This window comes from Lysobacter sp. Soil_C_59 (genome assembly GCF_057656415.1).
In genome coordinates, this window is sequence record NZ_JBDGKK010000004.1 from 309400 (window position 1) to 335440 (window position 26041).

Annotated in this window: 21 protein-coding genes and 1 tRNA gene; 8 read left to right on the forward strand and 14 right to left on the reverse strand. The window is 66.4% G+C overall.

The features are described from left to right. The first annotated feature begins 7 nt into the window (after positions 1–7). Both AC3A3Q_RS10665 and AC3A3Q_RS10670 read left to right on the forward strand, forming a co-directional pair. Positions 8–3181, forward strand: a complete 3174-nt coding sequence (locus AC3A3Q_RS10665) for a multidrug efflux RND transporter permease subunit (RefSeq protein WP_487586233.1) — start codon at positions 8–10, stop codon at positions 3179–3181. A gap of 294 nt (positions 3182–3475) precedes the next feature. Then, positions 3476–4072 carry a hypothetical protein gene (locus tag AC3A3Q_RS10670; protein WP_487586234.1) on the forward strand — a complete coding sequence of 199 codons (597 nt, stop codon included), beginning with the start codon at positions 3476–3478 and terminating at the stop codon, positions 4070–4072. Between the two features lie 53 nt (positions 4073–4125). Here the strand turns inward: AC3A3Q_RS10670 and AC3A3Q_RS10675 are convergent, their stop codons facing one another. Both AC3A3Q_RS10675 and AC3A3Q_RS10680 read right to left on the reverse strand, forming a co-directional pair. Continuing rightward, on the reverse strand, positions 4126–7920 hold the full coding sequence (locus AC3A3Q_RS10675) for a hypothetical protein (protein WP_487586235.1): 3795 nt from the start codon (positions 7918–7920) through the stop codon (positions 4126–4128). A gap of 249 nt (positions 7921–8169) precedes the next feature. Beyond that, complete coding sequence (locus tag AC3A3Q_RS10680) at positions 8170–8568, reverse strand: phasin family protein (protein ID WP_158732293.1); 399 nt, start codon at positions 8566–8568, stop codon at positions 8170–8172. A gap of 215 nt (positions 8569–8783) precedes the next feature. On the opposite strand from AC3A3Q_RS10680, the gene AC3A3Q_RS10685 reads away from it, so the two are divergent. Next, positions 8784–11096 (forward strand): patatin-like phospholipase family protein, encoded by a 2313-nt coding sequence (locus tag AC3A3Q_RS10685; RefSeq protein WP_487586236.1) that lies wholly within the window; start codon positions 8784–8786, stop codon positions 11094–11096. A gap of 7 nt (positions 11097–11103) precedes the next feature. On the opposite strand, the gene queD is transcribed toward AC3A3Q_RS10685, so the two are convergent. Next, complete coding sequence (queD, locus tag AC3A3Q_RS10690; protein WP_487586237.1) at positions 11104–11460, reverse strand: 6-carboxytetrahydropterin synthase QueD; 357 nt, start codon at positions 11458–11460, stop codon at positions 11104–11106. 10 nt (positions 11461–11470) lie between these two features. Then, positions 11471–12631, reverse strand: a complete 1161-nt coding sequence (locus AC3A3Q_RS10695; protein ID WP_487586238.1) for a serine hydrolase domain-containing protein — start codon at positions 12629–12631, stop codon at positions 11471–11473. A 205-nt stretch (positions 12632–12836) separates the two neighbouring features. On the opposite strand from AC3A3Q_RS10695, the gene AC3A3Q_RS10700 reads away from it, so the two are divergent. Next, entirely contained in the window at positions 12837–13187 is a 351-nt protein-coding gene (locus AC3A3Q_RS10700; protein WP_487586239.1) for a BON domain-containing protein, read from the forward strand. Between the two features lie 76 nt (positions 13188–13263). Then, entirely contained in the window at positions 13264–14304 is a 1041-nt protein-coding gene (locus AC3A3Q_RS10705; RefSeq protein WP_487586240.1) for an SDR family oxidoreductase, read from the forward strand. 3 nt (positions 14305–14307) lie between these two features. Here the strand turns inward: AC3A3Q_RS10705 and AC3A3Q_RS10710 are convergent, their stop codons facing one another. From AC3A3Q_RS10710 to AC3A3Q_RS10750, 9 genes are all read right to left on the reverse strand, one after another. Continuing rightward, positions 14308–15105 carry an alpha/beta hydrolase family protein gene (locus AC3A3Q_RS10710; RefSeq protein WP_487586241.1) on the reverse strand — a complete coding sequence of 266 codons (798 nt, stop codon included), beginning with the start codon at positions 15103–15105 and terminating at the stop codon, positions 14308–14310. Continuing rightward, positions 15089–16273, reverse strand: a complete 1185-nt coding sequence (locus tag AC3A3Q_RS10715) for a DUF3182 family protein (protein WP_487586242.1) — start codon at positions 16271–16273, stop codon at positions 15089–15091. The genes AC3A3Q_RS10710 and AC3A3Q_RS10715 overlap by 17 nt, the downstream gene beginning before the upstream one ends. A 6-nt stretch (positions 16274–16279) precedes the next feature. Further along, positions 16280–16561, reverse strand: a complete 282-nt coding sequence (locus AC3A3Q_RS10720) for a hypothetical protein (RefSeq protein WP_487586243.1) — start codon at positions 16559–16561, stop codon at positions 16280–16282. 30 nt (positions 16562–16591) lie between these two features. Then, positions 16592–17641: a BamA/TamA family outer membrane protein gene (locus AC3A3Q_RS10725; protein ID WP_487586244.1), complete on the reverse strand. Its 1050-nt coding sequence runs from the start codon at positions 17639–17641 to the stop codon at positions 16592–16594. Between the two features lie 153 nt (positions 17642–17794). Beyond that, positions 17795–18598 (reverse strand): hypothetical protein, encoded by an 804-nt coding sequence (locus tag AC3A3Q_RS10730; RefSeq protein ID WP_487586245.1) that lies wholly within the window; start codon positions 18596–18598, stop codon positions 17795–17797. Positions 18599–18630: 32 nt separating this feature from the next. Then, complete coding sequence (locus tag AC3A3Q_RS10735) at positions 18631–19584, reverse strand: SphA family protein (RefSeq protein WP_487586246.1); 954 nt, start codon at positions 19582–19584, stop codon at positions 18631–18633. A 50-nt stretch (positions 19585–19634) separates the two neighbouring features. Beyond that, complete coding sequence (locus AC3A3Q_RS10740; RefSeq protein WP_487586247.1) at positions 19635–22223, reverse strand: hypothetical protein; 2589 nt, start codon at positions 22221–22223, stop codon at positions 19635–19637. Positions 22224–22301: 78 nt separating this feature from the next. Beyond that, positions 22302–22823 carry a hypothetical protein gene (locus tag AC3A3Q_RS10745; RefSeq protein WP_487586248.1) on the reverse strand — a complete coding sequence of 174 codons (522 nt, stop codon included), beginning with the start codon at positions 22821–22823 and terminating at the stop codon, positions 22302–22304. Further along, complete coding sequence (locus tag AC3A3Q_RS10750) at positions 22820–23620, reverse strand: DUF2092 domain-containing protein (RefSeq protein WP_487586249.1); 801 nt, start codon at positions 23618–23620, stop codon at positions 22820–22822. The genes AC3A3Q_RS10745 and AC3A3Q_RS10750 overlap by 4 nt, the downstream gene beginning before the upstream one ends. Positions 23621–24110: 490 nt before the next feature. On the opposite strand from AC3A3Q_RS10750, the gene AC3A3Q_RS10755 reads away from it, so the two are divergent. Further along, positions 24111–24788: a YoaK family protein gene (locus tag AC3A3Q_RS10755; protein ID WP_487586250.1), complete on the forward strand. Its 678-nt coding sequence runs from the start codon at positions 24111–24113 to the stop codon at positions 24786–24788. A gap of 46 nt (positions 24789–24834) precedes the next feature. On the opposite strand, the gene AC3A3Q_RS10760 is transcribed toward AC3A3Q_RS10755, so the two are convergent. After that, positions 24835–24911: transfer RNA gene (locus AC3A3Q_RS10760), tRNA-Met, on the reverse strand. Positions 24912–25058: 147 nt separating this feature from the next. On the opposite strand from AC3A3Q_RS10760, the gene AC3A3Q_RS10765 reads away from it, so the two are divergent. Both AC3A3Q_RS10765 and AC3A3Q_RS10770 read left to right on the forward strand, forming a co-directional pair. Continuing rightward, positions 25059–25664 carry an RNA pyrophosphohydrolase gene (locus AC3A3Q_RS10765; protein ID WP_487582437.1) on the forward strand — a complete coding sequence of 202 codons (606 nt, stop codon included), beginning with the start codon at positions 25059–25061 and terminating at the stop codon, positions 25662–25664. Positions 25665–25758: 94 nt separating this feature from the next. Continuing rightward, a complete protein-coding gene (locus tag AC3A3Q_RS10770) occupies positions 25759–25962 on the forward strand; it encodes a (2Fe-2S)-binding protein (protein ID WP_487586341.1) in 204 nt (67 codons plus the stop codon). Positions 25963–26041: the final 79 nt, after the last annotated feature.

A 26041-nucleotide genomic window follows, 5' to 3' on the forward strand; every position in this document is an offset into this window, starting at 1 on the left:
CCCCGCCATGTCCAGATTCTTCATCAACCACCCGGTCTTCGCCTGGGTCATCGCGATCCTGATATCGCTGTGCGGCGTGCTGGCGATCTTCAACCTCGGTGTCGAGTCGTACCCGAGCATCGCCCCGCCGCAGGTCACCGTGTCGGCGTCGTACCCGGGCGCGAGCGCCGAGACGGCTGAAGGCGCGGTCACCCAGGTGATCGAGCAGCAGCTCACCGGCATCGACAACCTCGTCTACTTCAACTCCTCGTCGAGTTCGAGCGGCGGTTCCAACATCACCCTGACGTTCGCACCGGGCACCGACCCGGACATCGCCCAGGTGCAGGTGCAGAACAAGGTCGCGCTGGCAACGCCGCGACTGCCGACCGAAGTGACCCAGCAGGGCGTGGTGGTGGCCAAGGCCAACGCCGGCTTCCTGATGGTGGTGGCACTGCGCGCCGACAGCGAACGCTTCGACCGCGACAGCCTCAGCGACATCATCGGTTCGCGCGTGCTCGACCAGATCGCGCGCGTGCCGGGCGTGGGCAGCACCCAGCAGTTCGGCAGCGAATACGCCATGAACATCTGGCTGAACCCGGACAAGCTGCGCGGCTTTGGCCTGTCGGCGACCCAGGTGCTGACCGCGGTGCGTGGCCAGAACGTGCAGTTCGCCGCCGGCAAGATCGGCGCCGATCCGGCACCGGCCGGGCAGGCGTTCACCGCGACGGTGTCGGCCGAGGGCCGCTTCAGCACGCCCGAGCAGTTCGGCAACATCATCCTGCGCACCAACACCGACGGCACCAGCGTGCGCCTGCGTGACGTGGCACGGATTGGCCTGGGGGCGACCTCCTACGGCTTCGACAGCCGCTGGGACGGCCAGCCGGCCGCCGGCTTCGCCATCCAGCTCGCACCCGGCGCCAATGCACTGGGCGTGGCCGAGGCCGTGTACCAGCGCATGGAGGAGCTGCAGAGCACCTTCCCGCCGGGCGTGACCTGGTTCTCGCCGTACGACAGCTCGACCTTCGTCTCGGTCTCGATCAAGGAAGTGATCAAGACCCTGTTCGAAGCGATCGTGCTGGTCTTCCTGGTGATGCTGATCTTCCTGCAGAACCTGCGCGCTACGCTGATCCCGACCCTGGTCATCCCGATCGCATTGCTCGGCACGTTCCTGGGCATGTACTTCATCGGCTTCACCATCAACCAGCTCAGTCTGTTCGGCATGGTGCTGGCGATCGGCATCGTGGTCGACGACGCGATCGTCGTGATCGAGAACGTCGAACGCATCATGACCGAGGAGGGCCTGTCGCCCAAGGCGGCCACGCGCAAGTCGATGAGCCAGATCAGCGGCGCGGTCGTTGCGATCACCGTGGTGCTGGCGGCGGTGTTCATCCCGTCGGCGTTCCAGGGCGGTTCGGCCGGCGAGATCTACAAGCAGTTCGCCATCACCATTGCCATGGCGATGTTCTTCTCGGCGTTCCTCGCGCTGGGCTTCACCCCGGCGCTGTGCGCGACGCTGCTCAAGCCGACCGCCGACCACCACCGCGACAACTTCGTCTTCCGCAACTTCAACAAGTTGTACGACAAGGTCAGCGGCACCTACATCGGCCACATCGGCGGCGCGATCAAGCACACGCCGCGCTGGATGATGGTGTTCGGCCTGCTGGTGGTGCTGTGCGGCTTCCTGTTCACGCGCATGCCGGGCAGCTTCCTGCCCGAGGAAGACCAGGGCTATGCGATCGCCCTGATCGGCCTCCCGCCGGGCGCGTCGATCACGCGCACCAACGCCGTGCTCGACCAGGTCCGCTCGACCATGCAGAAGCAGGAAGGCTTCGACGGCATCTTCCAGGTCTCCGGCTTCAGCTTCGTCGGCCAGGGCGAGAACGTCGGCATCGCCTTCATCCGCCTCAAGCCGTGGGAAGAGCGCAAGGTCACGGCCAGCGAGTTCATCCAGAACGCCAACATGGCGCTGTATGGCATCCGCGACGCGCAGATCTTCGTGATCAACCTGCCCACGGTCAGCGGCCTGGGTCAGTTCGGCGGTTTCGACATGTACCTGCAGGACCGTGGCGGCAAGGGCCGTGACGCGCTTGCAGAGGCGCGCAACACGCTGCTGGGCAAGGCCAACCAGAACCCGGCGCTGACCGCGGTGCGCCCGAACCAGCTTGAGGAGGCGCCGCAGCTCAAGCTCGACGTCGACCGCGTGCAGGCGCAGTCGATGGGCCTGTCGGTGTCGGACATCTACAACTCGATCCAGCTGATGCTGGCGCCGGTGTACGTCAACGACTTCGTCGACTCCGGTCGCGTCAAGCGCGTGACGATGCAGGCCGACGCACCGTACCGCACCGGTCCGGGTTCGCTGGCCAACTTCTACACGCCCAGTCCCGATGGCGATCCCGACGACACCGATCCCAACGGCGCGATGATTCCGTTGTCGAACGTGGTCAAGAGCCACTGGATCACCGCATCGCCGTCGCTGACCCGTTACAACGGTTACTCGGCGGTGGAAATCGTCGGTTCGCAGGCACCGGGCCACAGCTCGGGCGAGGCGATGAACGAGATGCAGAAGATCGTCGAGGAGGATCTGCCGGAAGGCTTCGGCTACGACTGGACGGGCCAGTCGTACCAGGAAATCCTCTCGGGCAACCAGGCGCCGGCGCTGCTGGCGTTGTCGATCCTGGTGGTGTTCCTGTGCCTGGCGGCGTTGTACGAGAGCTGGTCGGTGCCGGTGGCGGTGCTGCTGGTGGTGCCGCTGGGTGCGCTGGGTGCGGTGCTGTTCTCGCTGCTGCGCGGCCTGCCCAACGACATCTACTTCAAGATCGGCCTGATCACGGTGATTGGCCTGGCGGCGAAGAACGCGATCCTGATCGTCGAGTTCGCGATCGAGCAGCGCCAGCACGGCAAGACGCTGCGCGAGGCGACGATCGAGGCGGCGCACCTGCGCTTCCGTCCGATCCTGATGACCTCGTTCGCGTTCATCATGGGCGTGTTCCCGCTGGCCATCTCCAGCGGCGCCGGCGCCAACTCGCGTCATGCGATCGGCACGGGCGTGATCGGCGGCATGATCTTCGCCACCTTCCTGGGCCTGCTGCTGATCCCGGTGTTCTACGTGGCGGTGCGCCGCGTGCTCGGCGACAAGCTCGACGAGAAGCCGGTGCTGGTCCACGACGACGAAGAGGAACCGCTGACGCGCCCGGCGACCTGATCGCCTGAAGCGTTGCGAATGCAAACAGCCCGCCAATCGGCGGGCTGTTTGTTTGTGGGAGCCATCCGTCATCCCGGCGAACGCCGGGATCCAGGCCCGTGACCCATCAGCAATCTCACGTCATCCCGGCGAATGCCGGGATCCATCCAGACCTCGCCGTCAATGGGATTCGTCTCACGCATCAACGCAAGACGAATCCAAGCCATGCATCCCTGCGAGATTGTCCCATGGCGTTCGCCGTGGGCGATCGCGGACGCTACGCGCCGCAAATCCCCCACGCAAGGAACACAACAGATGAGGAAGACCCTGATGGCCATGGCGCTTGTCGTCATCGCCGCTCCGATCGCGGCGCAGGCCAGCGAGGCCAATGGCATCGGCTACAACTACACTCAGCTGGATTACGTCTACGCCGACGGCGACGGTTTCGACATGGACGGCGGCAAGCTCAGCGGGTCGTACGCCCTCACCGACAACTTCTTCATGTTCGGCGAATACGGCGAAGTGAAGGGCGAGCGCACCGCCAACGTCGACGCCAAGGACAGTCACTGGTCGCTCGGCGCCGGCTTCAATGCGTCGATCGGCAGCCGAGCCGACTGGGTGACGAGGGTCGCATACGATCGCCACACCCTGAAGACCTCGATGTCCGGAATGAGCGATCGCGAGCACATGGACGGCGGTTACGTCACCACCGGTGTGATGGGCCGCGTCACCGACAAGCTGACGGCCAATGCCTATCTTGGCTACACGGACTACAACCGCGGCTACGACGGCCATGCCTTCGCGGACTTCGGCGCGGTGTACGCATTCGACAAGACCTGGCGCCTGCATGCCGGCGCGGCGCTGAGCGATGCCACCGAAACCTACTCGCTGGGCGTGCGCGCCAGCTTCTGATCGGGCTCTGCCTGTGGTTCCCGCGAAGGCGGGAACCCAGGAACGTCGGGCTCCTACTTGGCCTTGTACATCTCCGTGATCGTGTAGGGCTTCACGGTCTGCTGGTCCAGGCTCTCCGGCAGCAGCTGCTCGCTGATCATTCCGTCTTTGATCGCCTGGCTGAGCGCGGTCGGGTTCGGGGCCGTCGCGGTGTCGGTATTGATGGCGTCCAGCGAGGCGCAGGTCGGGTCGAACGAGGCCTTCAACCTCGTGATCACTATCGTGGCGTCGGCGTCGGACAGCTTCATCACGTTGACGTAGAAGTGCCTGGCTCCCGCAGCGGTGGTGTCGGCCAGCCAGCCTTGGGTGTTGTTGGGATGCGGCGCCGGTGGCGTGCAGCCGTAGGCCGAGCGCTCGAAGTCGAGCATCGCCTTGAAGTTCTGCGGACGCCCGGACTGCTTGAACTGGGCGACGTGGATCGCTTCGTGGCGCAGCACCGCGACCATCATGGCGCGCGAGAGCAGCTCGGCATCGGCGGTGGTCCTGCCGTTGCTTTCTGCGGTGTTCACCAGCGCGATATAGGCCTCCACATCGACGTAGACGTCGGTGGCGCTGTTGGTCCAGGCCATGAAGCCGATGCCGCTGTACGCCGCACCGTGCTTGTGTTCCCGCATGGGACGCAAGGTGACGCCCTGCAACGACATGCCCGATGCGTTCACGTCGTCCTTGAACACTTTCAGCAGCACCAGGTCCAGGACCTTCGCCGCGACCAGCGGCAAGCCAATCGCGCCCATCGATGCCAGGGCGGTGGTGGATGCGGAGTTGAGCGCCTGCGTCGTTCCCGCCAGCAGGCTCGGCGACACGCCGGTGGCCGCGGTGTCGGCGAATGCCAGCTCGCGCGAAATCGGCGCGACAAAGCCAGAGCCACTGCCGCCGCCGCCGGCTGCCTGGAACTCGCTTTGCTGTTCGGTGACCTTGAAGCCACTGCCGGCTGCGCCGCCTGAAGTACTGCCCGCAGCGCCAGGAACGCCGCGCTGGTCCATGTCGCGGCCGTGGTTGATGCGTGCGCCGTCGGCGGAAACACTCGATCCGGTTCCGCCACCGCCGCCACCACCGCCGCCGCCGCCGCCACCAGGCTTGTTCGCTTGTGCCGTCTTCCACATGTCCGCTGCCGCCTGGCCCATGGCCACGGCCTGGTCGGTGACCGTCTTGAGGTTGGTGCTCGCGATGCGTCCGGCTTCGGTTGCGGCATCGAGCGTGCCCGACGAGGCGGCCTGGGCCAGCGCCTGCGTGCCCGCCAGTCCGCTCATGTCGCGGAACATGCTGCCGTTGGCCAGCGCGGTAATGGCCGCGCTCAGGCCTGCGGGGTCGGGGAGGGAAGTGGGATTGAGGACGTTGAGCACGGGCGCGCCAAGCTGGCCCGGTCGCAGGTCTTCAGTGCTGCCGCGGCTGCCGGTACTGATCGGCGCGATCTCTGTCGGCTGCAGCGGGATTGGCGAATCCTGCCAGTTCCAGAAGCGGGTGATGTCGAGCTTCTCGGCGGAGTTCGATCGACCCAGTACGGCCTCGGCGAACACGCCGCCGGTCGGGATCGGGACCAGGCGGTCGTCGCGCTGCGCCAGCGTCAGCGAGCGTTCGCTCAGCAGCGTGCCCCAGGCGGTGTCGTCGATGCCCGAGGGTTCGTCGTCCTCGACCGGTGCACGCAGCACCAGGTAGTTGCCGGTCATCGCCAATGGTTTTGGCTCGACCTGATCGACCAGCGGCTTGCCCTTCCAGGTAAAACGCGACAACAGCATCACCAGCGTCGCGGTGTCGATGTTCGCCAGCACGGCCTGCGTGTAATAGGAACGGTTGGCCTGCAGGTGCGCCATCAGTTCGTTCTTGCGATTGGCAGGGTCGGCAGCGAGGAAGGCGACCTTCTGCATCGCCGTGCCCGCCGGCAGGTCCAGCGGAACCGGCAACGCCAGCTGCTGGGTGGCGGTGCGGTAATGCAGCGTCATGGTGCCGGAATCGGCGTCGGCGTCGATCTTGCTGACGTGGATCGCGGTGACATTGCGCAGCGGCATGCCGCCGGGAAAGTCGACCTGGAACGTGGTGTTGGGTACGGCGAAAGTGGTGGCGTCGGCGGGCACGCCGGCCTGGTCCAGTCGCACGCGGTCGACGCGGACGCCATCGAAGGAAACCGCCACCAGTTCGACGTCGCCGGCGACAGTGTCGAGCACGGGGCCGGGGCTGGTGATGCGACGTACCGGCAGGGTCAACGACCCGGGCGCGGTCAGCACGCCGCCGCCGGTCGTGGTCGGTGGCGTCGGTGGATTTGGCGCGGGCGCGGGGGGCGTGCTTTCAGTGCCCGCAACCGATCGCGCCATCAGCGTGGTGGCGGTTCCGCCGCCGGCCAGCACGACATCGCTGAAGATCGGCGGCAACTGCACGCGGATGGCCGAGCGGATCTCGACCGCGCCGCGGTCGTCGAGCAGCAGCGAGACCACGCGCTGGTTCAGCGCGGCACCGAGCAACTGCCCGCGGAATCTCGAGACCACGTCGGCGGCGCCGTCGGTGCTGAAGTCCAGCAACTGGAACGGCAGGAACAGCACCCGCTGCACCGAATGCACCTGCACCAGCACGCGGTAGACCTGCACCACCTCGTAGTACTGGATCGTCAGCGCATGCATGTGGTTATAGTTGGCGACCACGCGCGTGCTGACTTCCTCGTGCTCCGATTGCGACACCTCGCGCACCGCCGAGGCGCGGCGGTTGCGCACCGACGTCGAGTGCTGCTCGGTGCGGTCGTTCACGCGCTGCGACATCTCTGCCATCACCGAGCGGTTGCCGATCGACCACGAACTGCTGCTGGCTTCGCTGTTGGTTTCCGAGGACTGCGAGGAGCTGGCGCTGCCACCGCCGAAGCCCAGGGCGCCGGTCACGCCGCTGACGGCGCCGGCGACGCCGCCGCCGATGCTGAAGCCGCCCGACTTGCCCTTGCTGGTCGACTTGGCCCAGCCCGAACTCATCGAGCCGCCGGATTGCATCTCGTTGGCGACCGCATTCTGGACTTCGCTGATCGCGCGCGAATGCTCGCTGGCGCTGTCGAGGGCCTCGGCTTCCTCGATGCTCTCCGAGACGCTGGCGCGCGTGCGCCGCGACCAGTCGATCACCGCGATCCGCGTTGCTTCGCCCGGTGCGAGGGCAAGCGAATGCAGCATGTGGCCCAGGGTGATGCCCTTGGCATACCAGGACTGCGACAGCGTCACCAGCGCGCCCACTGCCGGCTGGCCGAAGCCGGCCGGGTCGTCGACGACCGGTTGCAGCGAGATGGTGCCCGTCAACGGTTCCTGGCCGGAACCGGCGGCCATCCCAAGCATTACCAGCGAGTCGTAGTACACGCGCTCGGTGGGGTATTCGCCCAGGCGCGGACGTAGCGCTTCGGCATGGACATCCTCGCCATCGATGCCGGCGCCGCTGGCCTGGCTCATCAGTGCGTGCGCGACCACGCGCGGCGGCCACAGCGCGAACTCGCGGATGGTCTCGATGCCCAGTGCCTGGGTGATCTGCGCCGCATCCTCATCGGAGATCCCGCGCAATGCCTGCAGCGGGCGCAGTCCTGGATCCCGTGGATCCTCCGGCGCCGGCGGCTCCAGCAGATGCGCATCGGAGGTTCCGGGCTCGGCGGTGGCGTTCGCCATGGCGGTGCTGGCGTTGGCGAACAACCACGACGCGCCCAGGTCGAACAGCGTCTGCACGCCGATGCGCTTGAGCGCGAGCGTCGCGGCGTCGCTGACGCCGAGCAGGGCGGACGTGGGCAACTGCAGGGCTTCGTCGAGCGACAGCCCGTGGAATCCCGCTTTGAGATGATCGGAGACGTCGGACATGGCGCCGCTCCCTGGCTTTCACTGGCAGTGACTGCACCGACCACGCGGGTCGGGCTCCACAAAAAGGCAACGCGGATGCGACGCGCGGTCGGCCAGCCGTTCGTCAGCGCCAAAGAAAAAACCCGACAGCTTTCGCTGCCGGGTTTCAAATCCACCGCCGGGAGGGGTTGGCGGGGAGAGATAAAGGAAATCAGTAACCCTGGAGAGAGGCGGCTGTTTCGCGTATCTGAATACTTGTTCGCTTGATGCTTACTTGGCAGCCTTGTTGGCGGCCTTGATGGTGTTGTCGACGCTCGTCTGCACTTCCTTGGCCGAGGTCTCGAACTGGGCCTTGGCCAGCTCGGTGATCGCGCCGTGGGTCTTGAGCGTGCGGCCGAAAACTTCCTGACCGGTGCTCACGCTGCGCTCGAGGTTCTCGCGAGCCACCTGCACGCCCTTGGGCAGCAGCGACTTGGCGGCTTCGAAGTCACGCACTTCGGCGGCTTCGCCGAGGAAGGCGAACGTGGCGTTGACGCGGTCTTCGATCGCGGCCAGCTGCAGGCCGAAGACGGCCTCGGCATTGGCGAGGGCGAGACGGTTCACCTGCGCGGCGGTCTCCGCGAACTGGCGCGTCGCGGCGGCGAATTGCTCGTTGAACGGCTGGTACATGGTGGACTCCGATAGGTGGTTCGATCTGGGGGCAATCCGGGGGGAGTTCGGATTGTGCGGTGCAGCATAACCCCGTTTGTGTTGCAGTGCAACATGCCCGGAGGGGCAGGTTCAGCGGTGGGTCGGGTCTGGCCGACGGGGCCGGCTGGCACAATGGCGTCACGCGGTCGCCACGTGACTCCGTGTCACGGTCTGAATGCGCCGCAGCAGGGATGATGGCCTTCCAGGATGACCAGAAGATGATGCGAGACCTCGTGCCCGCCACTTTCCGAGCCTGTTCCCGCCTCCTGCGCGCCGCATCGCGGCACGGCCTGGGCCGGCTGGCCGCCCTGGCCGCTCTCTTGGCCCTGCTGCCGGTCGCCTCGGCCGTGGCCCAGGGCGCGGCCCAACCCCCGTGCGTGGGCCTGGTCCTGGGCGGCGGCGGTGCCCGCGGTTCGGCCCACGTCGGCGTCCTGAAGGTGCTCGAGCGCGAACGCATCCCGGTGTGCCGGGTCGCCGGCACCAGCATGGGCTCGATTGTTGGTGGCCTGTACGCCACCGGCTACACACCGGCCGAAATGGAAACGCTGATCGAGACCATCGACTGGGCCGACATGTTCGTCGACGACCCGCCGCGCGCTGGCCAGCCGATGCGGCGCAAGGATGCCGACTTCCGTTACCTGCTCGACCTGGAGATCGGCTACGCCGACGGCCGCGTGGTGCTGCCGGTCGGCATCGTGCAGGGACAGAAGCTGTTGCTGCTTTTGCGCCGGTTGACCTTGTCGACGTGGAACGTGAAGGACTTCGACCAGTTGCCGATCCCATTCCGCGCCGTCGCCGCCGACATCATCACCGGCGACAAGGTCGTATTCGAGGATGGCGACCTCGCACTGGCGATCCGCTCGAGCATGTCGGTGCCCGGCGCATTCGCGCCGGTGCGCATCGACAACCGCCTGCTGGTCGACGGTGGCATGGCCGACAACGTGCCGGTCGACGTCGTGCGCAAGATGGGCGCGCAGCGGCTGATCGTGGTCGACGTTGGCTCGCCGCTGCACACCGAGGCGACACTGACCAACCCGCTGGCGATCATGGACCAGATGATCAGCGCGCTGATGGCCGAGAAGGTGCGAGCGCAACTGGCCACGCTGGGTGACCAGGACGTGCTGATCCGCCCCGAGCTGGGCGACATCACCGCCTCGGAGTTCAATCGCGGCGCCGAAGCGATCGCGATCGGCGAGAAGGCCGCCGAGGCCGCATTGCCGCAGTTGCGCGCGATGGCCGTCGACGAAGCCACCTACGCCTCGTACCGCGAGAGCCAGCGGCAACGCAGCTTCGACCCCGGGCTGGTGCAGTTCCTCGACGTCATCAAGGTCGACTCGCCCTCGGCCAACCGCCAGGTCGAACGCGCCGTGGCCGAGAATCTCGACAAGCCGTTCGATGTCGACGAGATCGAGAAGGACCTGGGCACCGCTTACGGCGATGGCCGCTTCCAGCAGATCGACTACCGGCTGAGCGAACGCAACGGCGAGATGGGGCTGGAGATCATTCCGGTCGACAAACCGTGGCGCGCCTTCGGCAAGCTTGGTTTCCAGCTCGACGACAACTTCAACGGCCGCAACAGCTACATGGTTTCGGCCGAGCTGACGTTCAACAACATCAACAGCCTCGGCGCCGAGTGGCGCAACGTCGGTCGACTGGGCCGCATCACCGGCCTGTTGTCGGAGTTCTACCAACCCTTCGGCGAGACCGGCGCGTTCTACCTGAAACCATCGCTGGAGCTGCGCAACGAATCACTGCCACTGTGGGCGAATGGCAACCAGCTGGCGGAGTTCCGCATCAATCGCCGCGAGGTCGCGCTGGAAGCTGGCTACACCCCGGAGCCGGAATGGCGTGTATCCGCCCAGTTGATGCGCGGCCGTGACCGTGCCGACCTGCTGATCGGCAATCCCAATGATTTCAGCGGCGGCAAGGAGGGTTACGCCGGCGTCGACTACAACGCCACCTGGGACACGCTGGACAACATCAACTTCCCGACCAAGGGCACGCGCGTCAGTGTCGACCTGGAAACCTACTACGACGTGATGGGCGCGGATGTCGAAGGCAACGTCGCCCGCCTCACCGCCGACTGGGCACGCGCGTGGGGCCGCTACCACCTGCTGCTGGGCGCGCGTTTCAGCAGCGCGCTGGAAGACGACAATTTCTTCCAGACCCAGGGCTTCCTCGGCGGGTTCCTCAACCTGTCCGGCTTCGACGAGCGCGCGCTGTTCGGCAACCAGACCGCGCTGGCGCGCGCGGTGCTGTATCGGCGCACCGGCAATACCAGTCGCCTGTTCTCGTTGCCGATGTACGTCGGCGCCAGCCTGGAGACAGGCAACGCATGGTTCAGCAAGGACCTGGTGGATGCCGACGACCTGATCCTCGCCGGCAGCCTCTTCATCGGCTTCAGCACGCCGCTGGGGCCGATGTTCCTGGCCTACGGCGGCAACGACGATGGCGAGAGCTCGTGGTACCTGACCTTCGGCTCGCTGCTGCGTCCGACCGTCAAATAGCGAACGCTCAGCTGCCGCGGTAATGGCAGCCGGAGGTGCAGGTCTCGTGCACCACCACTTCCGACAACAGCGGCAGTGCCGGTTTGAGGTTGTCCCAGATCCACACCGCCAGGCGTTCGCTGGTCGGGTTGTCGAGGCCGTCGATGTCGTTGAGGTAGTGGTGGTCGAGGCGGTCGTACAGCGGCTGGAAGGCGGCCTTGAGGTCGCTGAAGTCCATGACCCAGCCCAGGTGCGCATCGATCTCGCCCTCGACGTGGATCTCGATGCGGAAACTGTGCCCGTGCAGGCGAGCGCACTTGTGCCCCGGGGGGACGTTCGGCAGGCGGTGCGCTGCCTCCAGGGTGAATGCCTTGAAGATCTTCATGCCGCCCAGTTTACTCCGGGCGTGGCGGCGACCCGCATCCGCCCTTGCCACCGGCCCGGGCGGCGGCATTGGCGGCGCCGACGTAGCGGCCGACCAGGGCCTTGAGCTGGTCGAACTCCTCGCGGCGCGTGACCGCGCCGGCGATGGTCCGGCCCGACACCGGCTCGCGAACCACCAGCGTCCCCCAGAAGCCGGAATGGCCGGTCGCGGCGACACCGTCGAACGAATAGGTGAGCAGGCCAAGGCGGTAGGGGCTGTCGGCGGGCAGGCCGACCGGGGACTGCATCAGCGCCAGCGTGGCGCCGTTGCGGAAGATCCGCCCGGCCAGCAACGCGTCGAAGAACGTCGCCATGTCGGCGGGCGTGGCGACGATGCCGCCGCCGCCGTACAGGTCCATCGACGGATCCCAGTCGTAGGTGTCTTCGCCCTCGAAGAACTGGTGCGCGCGCGTGCGGCCGCGTGCCGGTTCGGCGCGTTCCCAGTAGGTATCGGGCAGGCCGCGGCCGCTGAGCGCCAGCTGCGTGCGAACCGCCTTCGGCAGCGGCTGGCCACTGACGCGCTCGATGATCGTGCCGAGCAGGATGTAGCCGGTATCGGAGTACGAATACTTCTCGCCGGGCTTGCCGACCGGCTGCGTCCATTCGACCAGATGCTCGACATCCTCCGACGGGGTCCACTTCGTCGCGGGGTTGGCCTTGACCGTGGCGATGAACTGCGGTGCCTGCGCATGGTCGGCCAAGCCCGAGGTATGGCTCAGCAGCTGGCGCACGGTGATCTCGCCGGGGTTGTAGCCATCGCGCCTGAGCAGATCGATCCATTGCGCAGGCAGGTACTGGTCGATTGTCGATTGCAGGTCGAGCTTGCCGGCTTCGTGCAGCCGCAGCGCAGTGGCGGCGACGTAAGTCTTGGTCACGCTGGCGATGCGGAAACCTTCGTCGCCTTTCAACGGTGTCGCCGAAGGGGTTGCCAACACGCGCGTGTCGCGGGCGCCATCGGGCGCGAGCGTGGACACGACGATCTGTCCTTTCAGGGCACTGGCATCGAGCGGAGGCAGCGCCTGCGCGAGGCATGCGTCGGCCGCGGTTGCGGTCAGTGCGGTGGAGTACAGAAATGCGGCAATGCCAATACGGGTCAACGTCATCGTGGTCGCACTCGCTGGGGTCTGCGCCATCTTGGCGTGCATTGGCGGCGGCCGACCATGGCATTGGTCACGTCGGCAGCGCCGCTGGTGCAACACGGTGTCGCGTACAGGGCTGTACACGTGGACCTCGCATCGATGAACCCCACCCCAGCATCAACGCGCGGTTATCGGCGTCTTCACGCAGCGGTACAGGCGCCGATACGCACACTGGCCGCACATCGAACCGGAGCAATACATGAGCATGAAGACGAAATTTTCCATGATCGCAGGCGCATCGCTACTTGTTGCGCTGGCCATGCCGATGCAGCTGCTTGCCCAGGACAAGGCCCAGTCAATGGAAGCCGAAGAAGCCGATTCTTCGCAGCCTGCCAGCGATACGTGGATCACCACCAAGGTCAAGACCGACCTGATGGCCACGGCCGACGTGCCGGGCACGACGATCGACGTGGAGACCGTCAATGGCACCGTCAAGCTCGCCGGTACCGTCGACAACAAGGCGAGCGCCGACAAGGCCGTCGCCGTCGCCAAGAAGATCAAGGGCGTCAAGAGCGTCGATGCGTCCGCGTTGACGGTCGCCAAGAAGTAACAGGCAACCGCGACGCCGCCCCTCTCCCGCGCTGCGTGGGAGAGGGGTTTTGTTTTTGCTTCATCTGGAGGTGGGCATGGCCGTCAGGGCATCCGCGAAAAAGGCAGTCGCGAAGAAGGCACCAGTGAAGAAGTCGGTCGCGTCGAACACAGCCGCGACCGTCGCCACGCAGCGGAAGATCCAGAAGCAGGTCGATGCGCGCGACAAGGGCAAGCCCAAGGCCAAGGCGCCGGAAGAGAAGAAGCCCGTGCAGGCCGGCGAGCGCACCCAGCCGCAGAATCCGATGCCTGCCCAGCATCTGGTCAAGCCCGGCAACGAACACGAACTCACGCCAAAGCCACGCTACCTGGCGCCCGACTACCGCGGCAGCGGCAAGCTCGACGGCATGGTCGCGCTGGTCACCGGTGGCGATTCCGGCATTGGCCGCGCAGTCGCTGTGCTTTTCGCGCGCGAGGGCGCCGACGTCGCGATCGTCTATCTGAACGAGCACGAAGACGCCGAGGCGACCTGCAAGCAGATCGAAAGGGAGGGCCAGCGTTGTCTGCTGATCCCGGGTGACGTCAAGGATCCCAAGTTCTGCAACGCCGCGGTCGCGGCCGTGGTGCAGGCCTTCGACCGCCTCGACATCCTGGTCAACAATGCTGCCTTCCAGCAGCACAGCGATTCACTGGAGAGCCTGACCAACGAGCACCTGCAGGAAACCCTGCAGACCAACATCGCCGGCTACTTCCACATGGCGCGTGCTGCCGTGCCGCACATCAAGCGCGGTGGCAGCATCATCAACTGCGGTTCGGAGACCGGCATCTTCGGAAGCAAGCACCTGCTCGACTACTCGGCGACCAAGGGTGCGATCCACGCCTTCACCAAGTCGCTGGCGAGCAACCTGCTCGAGCGAGGCATCCGCGTCAATGCGGTGGCGCCGGGCCCGGTGTGGACGCCGCTCAACCCTGCCGATCGCTCCGCCAAGGAAGTCCAGGAGTTCGGCAAGCAAAGCGACATGGGCCGGCCGGCACAGCCGGAGGAAATATCGCCGGCGTTCGTCTTCCTCGCTTCGCCGGTGTGCGCGTCCTATGTCAACGGCGTGATCCTGCCGGTGATGGGCGGACCGCGCGGCTGACGCTCAGCTGCGCGGCGGCTCGACCAACTTGACCCGTTCGCGCATGCGCAGCCCGGCGGCCTCCTCGCGCGCGCCCATGATCATCTCGCTCAACCACTTGATCAGGATCGCGGTGTAAGCCTTCTGGGCAGGCTTCTCGGTGAAGGCATGATCGGCCCCGTCGACCGTACGCCGGGTCAGCGAGTGGGCATGCCGGAAGGCTTCGGCGTAGTTGTCGATCACCGCCTCGGGCACGATCTCGTCGTGTTCGGCGGCGACCAGCAACGCGTGGCCGCGATAGTCGGCGCAGGCGCGCAGGGCACGGTTCTGGTCCCAGCGCAGCGTGCTGCGGCGGTACGCGCGCAGGTCCGTGTCGACGTGCAGGCGCAGCTTCGGCAGGTCCCAGCCTTCGTCCTTGTACAGCGCCGGCGAACGCAGCGTCAGCCAGTGCACCGGGCGCAACGCCGTCAGCAGCGCAGCCAGGTAGCCGCCGTAGCTGATGCCGACCACCGCGATTGCGGTCGGGTCGACATTGGGGCGCCGCACCAGCCAGTCGTAGGCGGCGAGCAGGTCGGCGAGGTTCTGCGGGCGATTGACGTTCTCCCAATGACGCGCGGTGCGCTCGTGCCCGCGCAGGTCGAACGTCAGGCAGACGCAGCCGATGCCGGCCGCCTCGCGCGCGCGCACCAGGTCGTGTTCCTGGCTGCCGCCCCAGCCGTGCACGAACAACACTCCGGGCAGGCGCGCGGCCGGGGACAGGACAGTGCCGCAGATGCGCTCGTCCTCGACGTCAAGCTCGACGGTCTCAAGCCGGATGTCCATGACGCTCACTGTCGCGCACTTCGCCGCCCGAGGGTGCGCATGCCGGCGCATCGTAGGCTTCGACGATGGCGTACTTGGTGATCGATCCGACCACGGGGTCCTCGCCACGGAAGGAAACTTCGGCCCCGACCGGGACGTCCACCAGGTCGTAGACCTCGCAGGAGGACACGCAGATCCGCGCCAGTGCGGGATCCTCGTTGAATGCGCGCAACGCCAGCACCTCGGCCGGCGATGCCCCGCCGAATCGCCACGACTGCTCCAGCACGCCGCAGCGCACTTCGCCGGCGCCGTCCCTGCCGTGGACGATGTCGTAGTTGCGACGCGACGCGTAGAACTGCGGATAGGCACGCCCGACCTCGCGGTCATAGCCAATCGAGGCCGTGACGGCGCGGCGCTCGTCCTCATCGGCGGCGGCACGCAACAGGTCGACGAGGCTCCCGCGCCGGCAACGCAGCGTCGAGCCGCCATAGACCTCGTGCCCGGCGTGGTTGCGCGTGGTCCGTTGCGTGCCGCTGTAGGCCAGGGCAATCGGGCCGACCATCAGCACGCCAACGCTGTAGGTGGTTGCCGTCGCCAGGTTCAGTTCGAGCACCAGGCCGGCTTGGCCGATGGCAGTGGCATCGAGGCTGTCGATTGCCGCGTCGAGCTCCTGCTCCGTAGCGACGACGCGTTGGCCGGAGCCGCCGATGCCGTGGCCGGGCTTGCTGCGGATGGGCATCCCGGCGGCCAGCAGAGTGCGTCCTGCGCGACGGGCATCGTCCAGGTTGAACACGGTCACGCCAGGAAGCACGAACGGCGCCAGTGCATCGCCGAGCGCATGCGACCAGCCTTCGGGGAGATCGCGCGCGCCGTCCGGCGCTGGATGGGTGATCGATTTGGTCGCCACGAACGGGTAGGGCACCACGCCGCCAAACAGATCCTCCGGGCTGCCGATGCCGACGCGTTCGGCCTCGGCAGTCAGCAGCGTGCGATCGGGGACGAAATAGACGGGCCCGTCCTGCTCGCTGCCGGCGACGTACTCGCCGTCGAAGGCACAACCCAGAACCGTCGCCAGTTGCTGCGCGGCCCACTGCCGCGTGGCTTTTTCGTGGATGCCGCGCTTGCGGGTGAGGACCAGGTCCAGCACCCGACCGTTGCTGCGTTGTGCGCGATCGATCGCGCCGGCCATGTCCAATCAATGCCTCGGCTTTGCCGGCACGAACGGCGATACCGGATCGCTGGCGGGAAAGGTTTCATTCAGCGCCTCATCGAGGTTGTCACTCTCGTGGCGCTTGCGTCGCGCCCGCTCGCCAGCGCCCTTGTCGTCCGGGCGGGAGGTGTCGGATTTGCGGGAGCGATGAATGGGCGGATCCTTCCTATCCTGGGGGCCGGACATCGCGTGCTCCGTGGCGAAAAGGGTCTCGTCGGACGATACGGACGCGACGCTAATGCGACGTGAGGACAGCGCTGCTTCCATGTGCGCGCGCGTTGCGATGCAGTGAAGAGATCAGTGCCAGGCGCTGCCGACCTGGATGTAGAACGTTTCGTCCTCCGGGCCCCATGCATAATCGATGCCCGTGTAGAGACCGAGCTGGCGCGCGATCAGGTAGCGCACGCCGGTGCCTTTGGCGACTTCGCTGCGGCCATCACCAAAGCTGTTGTGCCGGCCCCAGGTGCGACCGGCACCGGCGAACGCAATCAGCGCCCAGCGCGGTGTCATGTTCCAGCGCAGCTCGGTCTCCAGCGTCGCCGCTCGTGTGTCCTGGTAGCGGGCCGAGCCGATACCACGCAGGTCGATATAGGGCAGCCGGTAGAACGGGATGTCGCCGTTGGCCCAGCGCACGTCGGCGCGGCCTCCCAGAACGAAGCGATTGCCGCCCGAGTGCGCATGGCCGAAGGGCAGATAGCCAAAGGCATGGCCGCGATAGCTCTGGAAGTCGTTGTCGCTGCCGATCAGATCATCGTAGAAGTTGCCTTCGATCATCCCCAGCCAGCCGCTGTTGGGCGTGAACGTGTTGTCGCGGTTGTCGAACTCCAGCGACAGGCCCAGGCCGGAGCTGCGTTCACTGAGTTCCTTCGGGCTGAACCGCTCGCTGTCGGACTCGACGTCGAATCCGATGTCCAGGTCCATGTAGATCCACGCCAGCCCCAGGAACAGGTCCTGCTTCCCCAGGCGCTTGAACACCTGCTGCAACGACATGATGCCGTCCATGTTGTAACCGATCTGCTGCGGTGGCAGGAACTGCCCGGGCGTGTAGAAGTCCAGGTTGATATCGGTCTTGGCGACGCCGCCGCGGTAACGCCAGCGGTCGTCGTCGAAGTGCACGATGGCACCGGCACCGTAGGCCTGGCTGCCGTTGGACGTGCGCATGGCACCGAAGCCGTAGATGTCGGGCGTAACCATCCTCTTGCGTCCGTCCTCACCGGTGCGCGCGGTTGCGCCTGCTGGCTTGTGGAAGAAGGTCAGGGCGATGCCACCGCCCGTGCCGACGGCGGGGTCGGTGATGATGATCGGCACGGGCAGGAACCCCTTGTGCTCGAGCAGCCAGCGCGACATGTCGAATTTGCCGTCGGCGGGGTCGTGAAGGAGTTCGCGAAATCCCTCCTTCGCCGGTGCCTCTGGCGCCGCCGCGTCAGCGGCAACCGACGGTGGCGACGCCAGGAGCGCCAAAGACAGCGTCAGGACCACCGCTTGTATCCGCATGCGGCGCTACTTCGGAAACGCCAGCGTGATCGAGAACCGCGCCGTCCAACGATTGACGAACTCGGGCCGGTCGACGTTGTAGAAGCCGCCGAGCCCGAAACTGACGGGGATGTGGCCGAAGCGGACGACCTTGGCCACGGTGCCGCCGATCGGAACCGTCCATTCGTTGCCCGACGATCCCTTCCAGTTGTACGAGGTCTCGGAGGTGAACGACACCGACCATCCGTCTTGCAGGTTGCGCGTGAAGAACGGTTGGAGATTGGTGAGGCTGACATCGTCGCGATCGCTGTCGCCGGCGATCGACCAGACATGATTGGCGAGTGCGCCGATCGTCCACTTCCTGTCAGCGGTCTTGTGTATCAGCACGAACGCCGGACCCAGCGACCACTTGCCCGTGCCGAGGCTGTCATCGCTGGCTGTATCGAGCAGTGCCGCCGGCCCGAAGCCCAACTCGGTCGTGCCGGTGGTGTTGGGAATGTAGTAGCCCTGGACGAACAGATCGCCGACACCGCTCTTGTCCTGTGGAAACTCGTTGGACACCAGCGGCAGGATCGGACGCAGCAGGAACTTGCCGTTCTCGCCGATGAACGGGATCACCGGCTGGATCTTGAGGTTCTGGTTGTGACAGCAGTTGCCCGGTCCCGCGTCGCCCATGTAGTTGTACTGGAGCGGCACCGACACCATCGGTGCGCCTGGGTCGTTGAGCTTGCGCGCGATCTCGTCGGCGGACTCGCCGCCGGCGGCCTGCTGGGCGAGTGCGAGTGCAGGTGCGAACAAAGTGAGAGTGATCGTTGCCAGCAGTGGCTTCATCCGGTGTCCCAGGTTGTTTGCGGGAAGTCAGCTCAGAACGTGATGCTGGCCGAAAGCATGAACGGATCGCCCTTGAGGCGGTTCTCGACATCGAACTCCTTCAGCCAGCGCGCCGAGAATTCGACCTGGCCGCCGTCCCACTTCTTCGCGTAGGTGGCGATCGGTCCCAGCGCGAGCGAGTGGCCCTTGAAGCCGTCCAGGCGGTCGGCGATCGCACTGTCGTCGTCTTCGATCTGCTCGATCCAGCCACCGACGCCGCCGATGCCCCAGCCGTTGGTGAAGCGCTTGACCAGCAGTGAGTCGACGCGGAACACCGCGCCGTTCTGGTAATCGGTGGCTTCGTTCTCCGTGTAGATGTCGACCGCGGTCGTGGTGCTCCACTCCAGCGTGCCCTTCTGGAACAGCTGGGTATAACCAACCGTCGGCGAGAAGGTCCAGTTGTTGAGGCTGGGATTGGCCAGGCGCCCGACTTCGTAGTCGCCGGTCGGTGCGTAGATGTACAGCGACAGCGAGACGTGGCGCAGCTGGTCGATGTGGTAGCTGGCGATCACCGGCGCGAAGAACGCATCGAACAGGCCGCTGTCGCTGTCGCCGCGGGTGCCGGTGATCGGGCCCAGGCGCACGTCGGCATCGGCTTCGACATAGACGAAGGGGATCGTCGCCATCGAGGCGAAGTTCCAGCGACCTTCGCCGGTGTCCCAGATGTACAGACCGGTGACGGTGAGCAGGTCGAACGTGCCGGTCAGGCCGAGCGAACTGACACCGCCGATCGGAATCTCGCGCTCGCCGCCGATGTCGCCGGAGTAGTAGGCGTAGCCGATCTGCATGTTCCAGCCCGGCGTGGGCGGAATCAGGCCCGAATACGAGGCCGCTTGCAGGCCGGTGATCGGGCGGCCGACCGCGCCTTCTGTGGCGCGCGCCGGGCTGAGAATGGCAGCGGCGCTGATGGCCGCTGCAAGGATGGATCCACGAATCGTTTTGTTCATTCAGGCCCCCCGGCCGTTGTTGTCAGCGTCGCCGGATTTCCGTCGCTAGATCACCGCCGCCTGAATCCGCCGCCGCCCATGCGACCGCCACCCATGCTGGGACGGAAGCCGCCCACCGGCCGGTTGTAACCACCGGCCGGTCGGTTGTAGCCGCCAGCGGGCCGGTTGTAGCCGCCACCAGAACCCATGTTCGACGGGCGCCCGCCGTAGCTGCCGCCGGTAATGCGCTCGTTGCCGCGGTCGCGCGCCATGCGTTCGCTGTCCAGCTGGCGCGTCTCGCCTCCCGGGTTCCTCGACGAATCCGGACGCGTGACCTGGCTCCAGCCGTTCTCGTCGTGCTTGTAGACGTTGCCGTCCTTGCCGGCGTAGACGTTGTCGTTGACGTTGACCACGCCGCCACGACTGAGCTCGCCGGTGTTGGAGTTGTAGTGGAAACCGCCCGCGCCCTTGGCATCGACGCGATCGCCCTGGCTGTTGAACGCACCGCCACCGGCTGCGCCATTGGGGCCGGCCACGGCGCCACCGGCGCTCTGCGTCACCCGGCCCGTGTTGGTGTTCACCGTGGTGCGACTGCCGCCTGCCGCCGCTTGGCCGGTATACGGATTGACCGCCACGCCGCCGCTACCGGCGACGACGCGACCGGTCTGCGGGTTGTAGCGGATGCCCTGCGCGCCGGCGCGCGTGGTGCCGGTGTAGATGTTGGTGTTGACGCCGGCACGGCCGACGCCGCGACCACCGGTGGCCTCGTTGTAGTAACCACCGCGACCAGCGCGACCGACATTGCCGGTCCACGGATCGGCCCATGCAGCAGCGGTACCGCGGACGGCCGCGTTGCCCCAATGCCCATAGACATTCCACGCGGCCGCGCCACCGCCCCAGTAGCCCCAGCCGTAACCCGGGCCGTACCACGGGCCCCACCAGGGGCTGTAGGGACCGTACCAGCCGCCGTACCAGCCCCAGCCGTAACCGAACGTCCATCCGACCCAGGCGTTCCAGCCGAAGTACACGCCCATGCCGTAGGTCGCCGGGCAGCCGTACCAGTACGCGCCGACCCACGGGTCGCAGGCGTAGCCGGTGCCATACACGACCACGTTGTCGGTCACCACCGTGCCGTAATAGCCCGGTGTGTAACCGACGTACACCTCGTCGTCGCTGCTGCCGTACACGCGCACGTAGGTGACGTAATGCAGCGGCGAGCTGGTCGGGATCGAATAGATCTCCGCCGGCACGCTGGTTGCCACGGTCCACGGACCGGTCGCCGAGCTGGCGTTGAACCAGATGCCCTTGTCGACCGCGTAGAAACTGTTGGCGGCGACCTTGATCACCGGCACGGCGGTGTTGTGCGCGTACTGCAGCGTGGTGCCGCCGATCGAGACGAACTGCGGCGCGCCGTCGTACTGCACGTTGAGCTTGGCCTGGTCGCGCTTGATCGTCGCGTTCTGCGGAATGTCGTTGGCGATCAGCGCTTCGCGCGATTCAGGCGTGTTCGGGATCGACGCCAGCACGCCGCTCTTCGGGCTGTCCGGCGGGATCTTCGCGAACTCGGCCGGCAGGCTCGACGGCGACACATGGCGCCACGGTCCCTTGCTGGTCGCGGCAGTGAACCAGCGGCCCGACACCAGCACGTACCAGGCATTGTCGGCAGCGCTGTCGAGGATCACGTCGGCGCCGGTATTGTCGATGTAGCTCAGCTTCGTGCCCGGGATGGCGAGGAACTGCGGCTCGCCCTGCACGGAGATCAGTTCCGACGGATGCGTGCGTACGTAGATGTCGGGCGCCCTGCCAGAAGCGAAGTCCTGCTTGAGCGCATCGGGCGGATTGTCGAACGTGTCGACGTCCTTGCCGGCCTTCGTCATCGCCTGCGTCAGCGCCGCGTCGACGCTGGCAGCCGCGGTCCACGGGCCGCTCAGCGCGGGTGCCGTCGACCAGTGCCCGGCGACGTTGGTGTAGTACTTGCCGCCTTGCTGCAACAGCAGCGAGCGGGTGTTGATCACCCGTTGCACGCCCGACACGCCGCTGGGCTTGAGCACCGGATTGCCGTCGACGAGCAGCAGCACCGCCGGCGTGGTGCTGAAGATGATGTCGGGCGGGTCGTTCCTGACCGGCAGCGACGCCGGCATCTTGGCGTCGACCTCCGCTATCGCCATTGCCGATTCGAGCATGTCCAGCGACACGGTCAGGGTCGACTTGGTCTTGAGCTGCTGCCGCGCCAGGTTCAGGTACTGGTCCTGCTTGGCGGTCGCCGTCGGGAAGCTCGCCGATGGCAGCTGCAGGTCGGTCAGCACCACCGCACGCGCTTCCTTGTCGATCTCGGTGCGCGCCTGGAACTGCACGACGCCGTAGTCGTACGACGGCTCCGACTTGCCGTCCTTGCCGGTGTGGATGCCCGACTTCACGGCCATCACGAAGCGGCCCTTGAGCTGGTTGCCCTCCCAGCTGTCGTACTGCGGCTGGTGCACGCTGAAGCTGGTGCCCTGCACGGTGAAGTCACGCGGGAACGGACGTGCGTCGATGTTCGCCGCGGCCGCGCCCGTCGACGACGCCCCCTGCGCGACCACCTGCGGTACGCCGAACAACGCCGACCCGGCCAGCATGGCGATGGCCAGGCTCAGGACCGGCACGATGGGATTGATGCGCATGGGTGGCCTCTGTGCAGTGAAACCGTGCGGTTCGTTGCGGGGCGCGCTTCAGCCGCGCCGGATGGATTGCCGCCCGGTTCAGCCGGGCGGATTGACGACGACGTACTGCACCGTGGTGCCTGCGTACTGCGGTTGGTACCAGGTGCTCCCGCATTGCTGGTAGGCAACGCCATTGACCACCGTGGTCACGCAGCTGGGCGGCACCGAGTAGACGATCGAACCGATCGCCGCGGCGGTGAGTGCCACCGCGCCGGTGACGGCCGCGGCGGTGGCGATCGGGTGATCGTCCCAGCCGTGGTTCCAGCCGTTGTCGACATCGATGTCGATGTCGTTGTGGATGTTCACGTCGCGGTTGATGTTGGTATTGCGATTGACGTTGGTGTTGCGGTTGACGTTGGCATTGCCGGAACGGTTCACGTTCGCCGCGCGTGCGCCGCCGCCACCGCCGCCGCGCGGCGCCGAAGCATGGTTGACGCTGGTGCGCGCACCGCCACGGGCGTGCGGGCCGGCGTCGACGTCGAAGCTGACCGACATCAGCGCGGTGGTACCTGCAAACAGCCCCAGGCCGAAACCGAGCAAGGTGAGATTGCGGATGCTCATGGCGACTTCTCCTCTACGGCGACCACGTCCACCGCGACCATCTGGATCCGGTGCGAGTCCTTGGGTGGAGTGAAGGTGAAGGCGCTGTCCTTGAGCCCGGCCGCGGTATTCCAGGTCAACGTGGAGGCGTACTGCGGCTGCGCCGGGTCATCGGTGGTGGTGATGACCAGGCGGCGCGGCAGCGGCTTGGGGCCTGCCTCGATCCAGACCTGCCAGTCGACGCCTTCCTGGCGGAAGGCGTACTGGTCGGTGATCGTGCCGTCGATGCGGGCCGGGCCGACCCGCGTCGCCGACTTCAGTGCCGATGCCGGTGCCTGGTCGGTGCCCCACAGGAACAGGTCGGCCAGGGGCATCTCGATGCCGTATGTCGATTCGACCGTGCCGAGCAGCTCGCGGATCGTCGGCGGCGCATCGACGGTGGCGTAGTACTTCGCCTTCGGACCGTAGACGGTCAGCGACTTGCCGTCGTAGAACATCCGGCGTTCCTTGCGATCGCTGTGCAGGTCGAGCTGCAGCTTGTCGGGTGCGCGCACCTTGTAGTCAAGGGTGCCCGGGAACTGAAGCTTCTGCCCATCCTCCATCACCAGTTCGATGGTGGTGTCGGCATGCACGGTGAAGTCTTTCAATGAGCGCAGGTACTTGCCCATCTTCTCCAGCGCGGCAACGGCCTCGGGCTCCACTGCCGGCGCAGCAGCTGATGCGGCCGCCGGCGCGCTTGCCTTGGGCGGAGCGGCGGCCATGGCCAACGGCGCGGAGAGCGCCAGGCACAGACCTGTGATCAACGCGGGGTGACGCATGTCGTTCTCCTGGAATGGGACGGCCACGGGCCGCCTTCGTGCGTGCCTGCGCAGCGGGGGCGCGCGGGCACCGGTACGGTCACGGGACCTTGGCCACGACGGGCGCCGCGCAAAGCGAAAATGCTGTCGCCACCCCCAGCGCATTGCCTGGAGTCGCCGGGCGGGTGTGGTGTCGTGGGGCCGTCATTCCGTCGTCCTTTGGTGAGTGCGCAGCTGCTGGGTTGCCGCGCCTGCGCACGCCATTGCTGCTCGAGCAGACGGCTCACGTCGGCGGTGAACTTTCCTTGCGCGCCTACTCAGGCGAATGAATCATTGCTGGTACATTTCTGCCCGCGAAGCGTGAAAAGGCCGTGATGGCATGACGCGGCATCGGCTGCGGCGAAACAGCGCCGCGGCAAGTGCGCCGCGGCCATCCATGGTTGCGTCGCAGGCGACCAGGGGACGGGGTCCAGTCGTTGTCTGCAATCAACGAATAGGGGCGAAACCGATCGTGATTACCAGGCTGCCCGGGTGGGTGTGGACAGGTGCGTGGGTGCTGTCGTTCATCGCCGGAATCATCAACGTCGTCGGCCTGCTCGGCTTCGGGCACCAGGCGATCACGCACCTGACGGGCACCACGTCCCTGCTCGGCGCCGCCATTGCCGATGGCGATCCGCGAGGCGCGGTCCATTTCGGCGTCATGATCCTGGCGTTCGTGCTGGGCTGCGCACTGAGCGGGTTCATCGTGCAGGACAGCGCGCTCAAGCTCGGGCGCAGGTATGGCGTCGCGCTGCTGATCGAGTCGTGCCTGCTGTTCGCCGCGGTGCATCTGCTCGGACACCGCAGCGCGCTTGGCATGTATGCCGCGGCAACCGCATGTGGACTGCAGAACGCGCTGGTCAGCACCTACAGCGGCTCGGTCGTGCGCACGACGCATGTCTCGGGCATGTTCACCGACCTGGGCATCTCCCTCGGACATGTCCTGCGCGGGCTGGCCGTCGATGCACGCAGGCTGCGCCTGTGCGTGCTCGTCATCTCCGGGTTCCTCTGCGGAGGCGTCGTCGGCGCGATGGTGTTCCGTGCGATCGGCTACGCCGCGCTGCTGGTTCCGGCGACGCTGACGACCGCGGCGGCGCTGTCGTATGTCGTCTACCGGTCGCGCCACGCCCGAGCACGCAAGGCAGGATAGTGAAAACAAAAAACCCCGCGCGAGGCGGGGTTTCCTGGATACCGAATGGTGGCTATGGGTGGACTCGAACCACCGACCCCAGCATTATGAGTGCTGTGCTCTAACCGGCTGAGCTACATAGCCACGCGGTGAACCGCGAATTATTCATGCCGAGGGGGTCCGCGTCAATCGTCTTTTGACGAGTTTCCCCGAGCCGCCGGCTTTGCAGACCTTGTCGTCACGGCGTACGGCATGGCAGAGTCGGACACAGTGAATTCAGGAGTCCGCATCGTGATCGATCCGGACGGCTACCGACCCAATGTCGGCATTGTACTGATGCACCCCGACGGACGCCTGTTCTGGGCGCGACGAGTGCATCGCGACGGCTGGCAGTTCCCGCAGGGCGGGATGAACAGCGACGAGACGCCGCTGGAGGCCATGTATCGCGAGTTGCGCGAAGAAACCGGCCTGCTCCCCGAGCACGTCGAGGTCCTGGGCGCGACCCCCGGCTGGCTGCGCTACCGGCTGCCGCAGCGGGCGATCCGCCGCCACGACCGCCTGGTCTGCATCGGCCAGAAGCAGGTCTGGTTCCTCCTGCGCCTGACCGGCCAGGAGTCTGACCTTCGCCTGGACCTGACCGACAAGCCCGAATTCGATAATTGGCGCTGGGTCGACTTCTGGTACCCCGTGGCCCATGTGGTGATGTTCAAGCGCGGGGTCTACGCCCGTGCCCTTAACCACCTGGCCCCGGTTGCCCGCCAGGTGGCCGGCCCCCAGGCCGTGCCGGCGCCTGGCCCGGAGTTCCATTGCCACGACCCCCGCAGCCAGCCCCGCAACCGCCAGAGGCCGCGCTGGCGGGGTCCCGGCGGAGCTGAACCGGGGCAGGGCTCGCGTTAATGAAAATCACTGCCCGTATTTATTGACAATCATTCTCATTCGTGGCGGAATGGTTCCCGCAGCCGATCCGGCTGTCAGCCAGTACCAAACCGCCGTGTACGTCTGCATCTGCAATGGGGTTACCGATCACGACATCCGCCAGGCCGCCGACGCGGGCTGCAGCAGCGTGACCGAACTGACCATGCGTACCGGCGCTGGCGCCAACTGCGGCAGTTGCCTGGAAATGGCGAGCTCCATGCTCGAAGCGGCCCGAGCCGTTCGCGAACTGCCCTTCGCAGTGATGCAGCAGGCCGCCTGAAACGGCCCGCGGGCCACGGCCCGTACCTTCAATCGCCACTGATTCCTGCTCGCGGATGCACTCGATTCGCGTTCCGTCA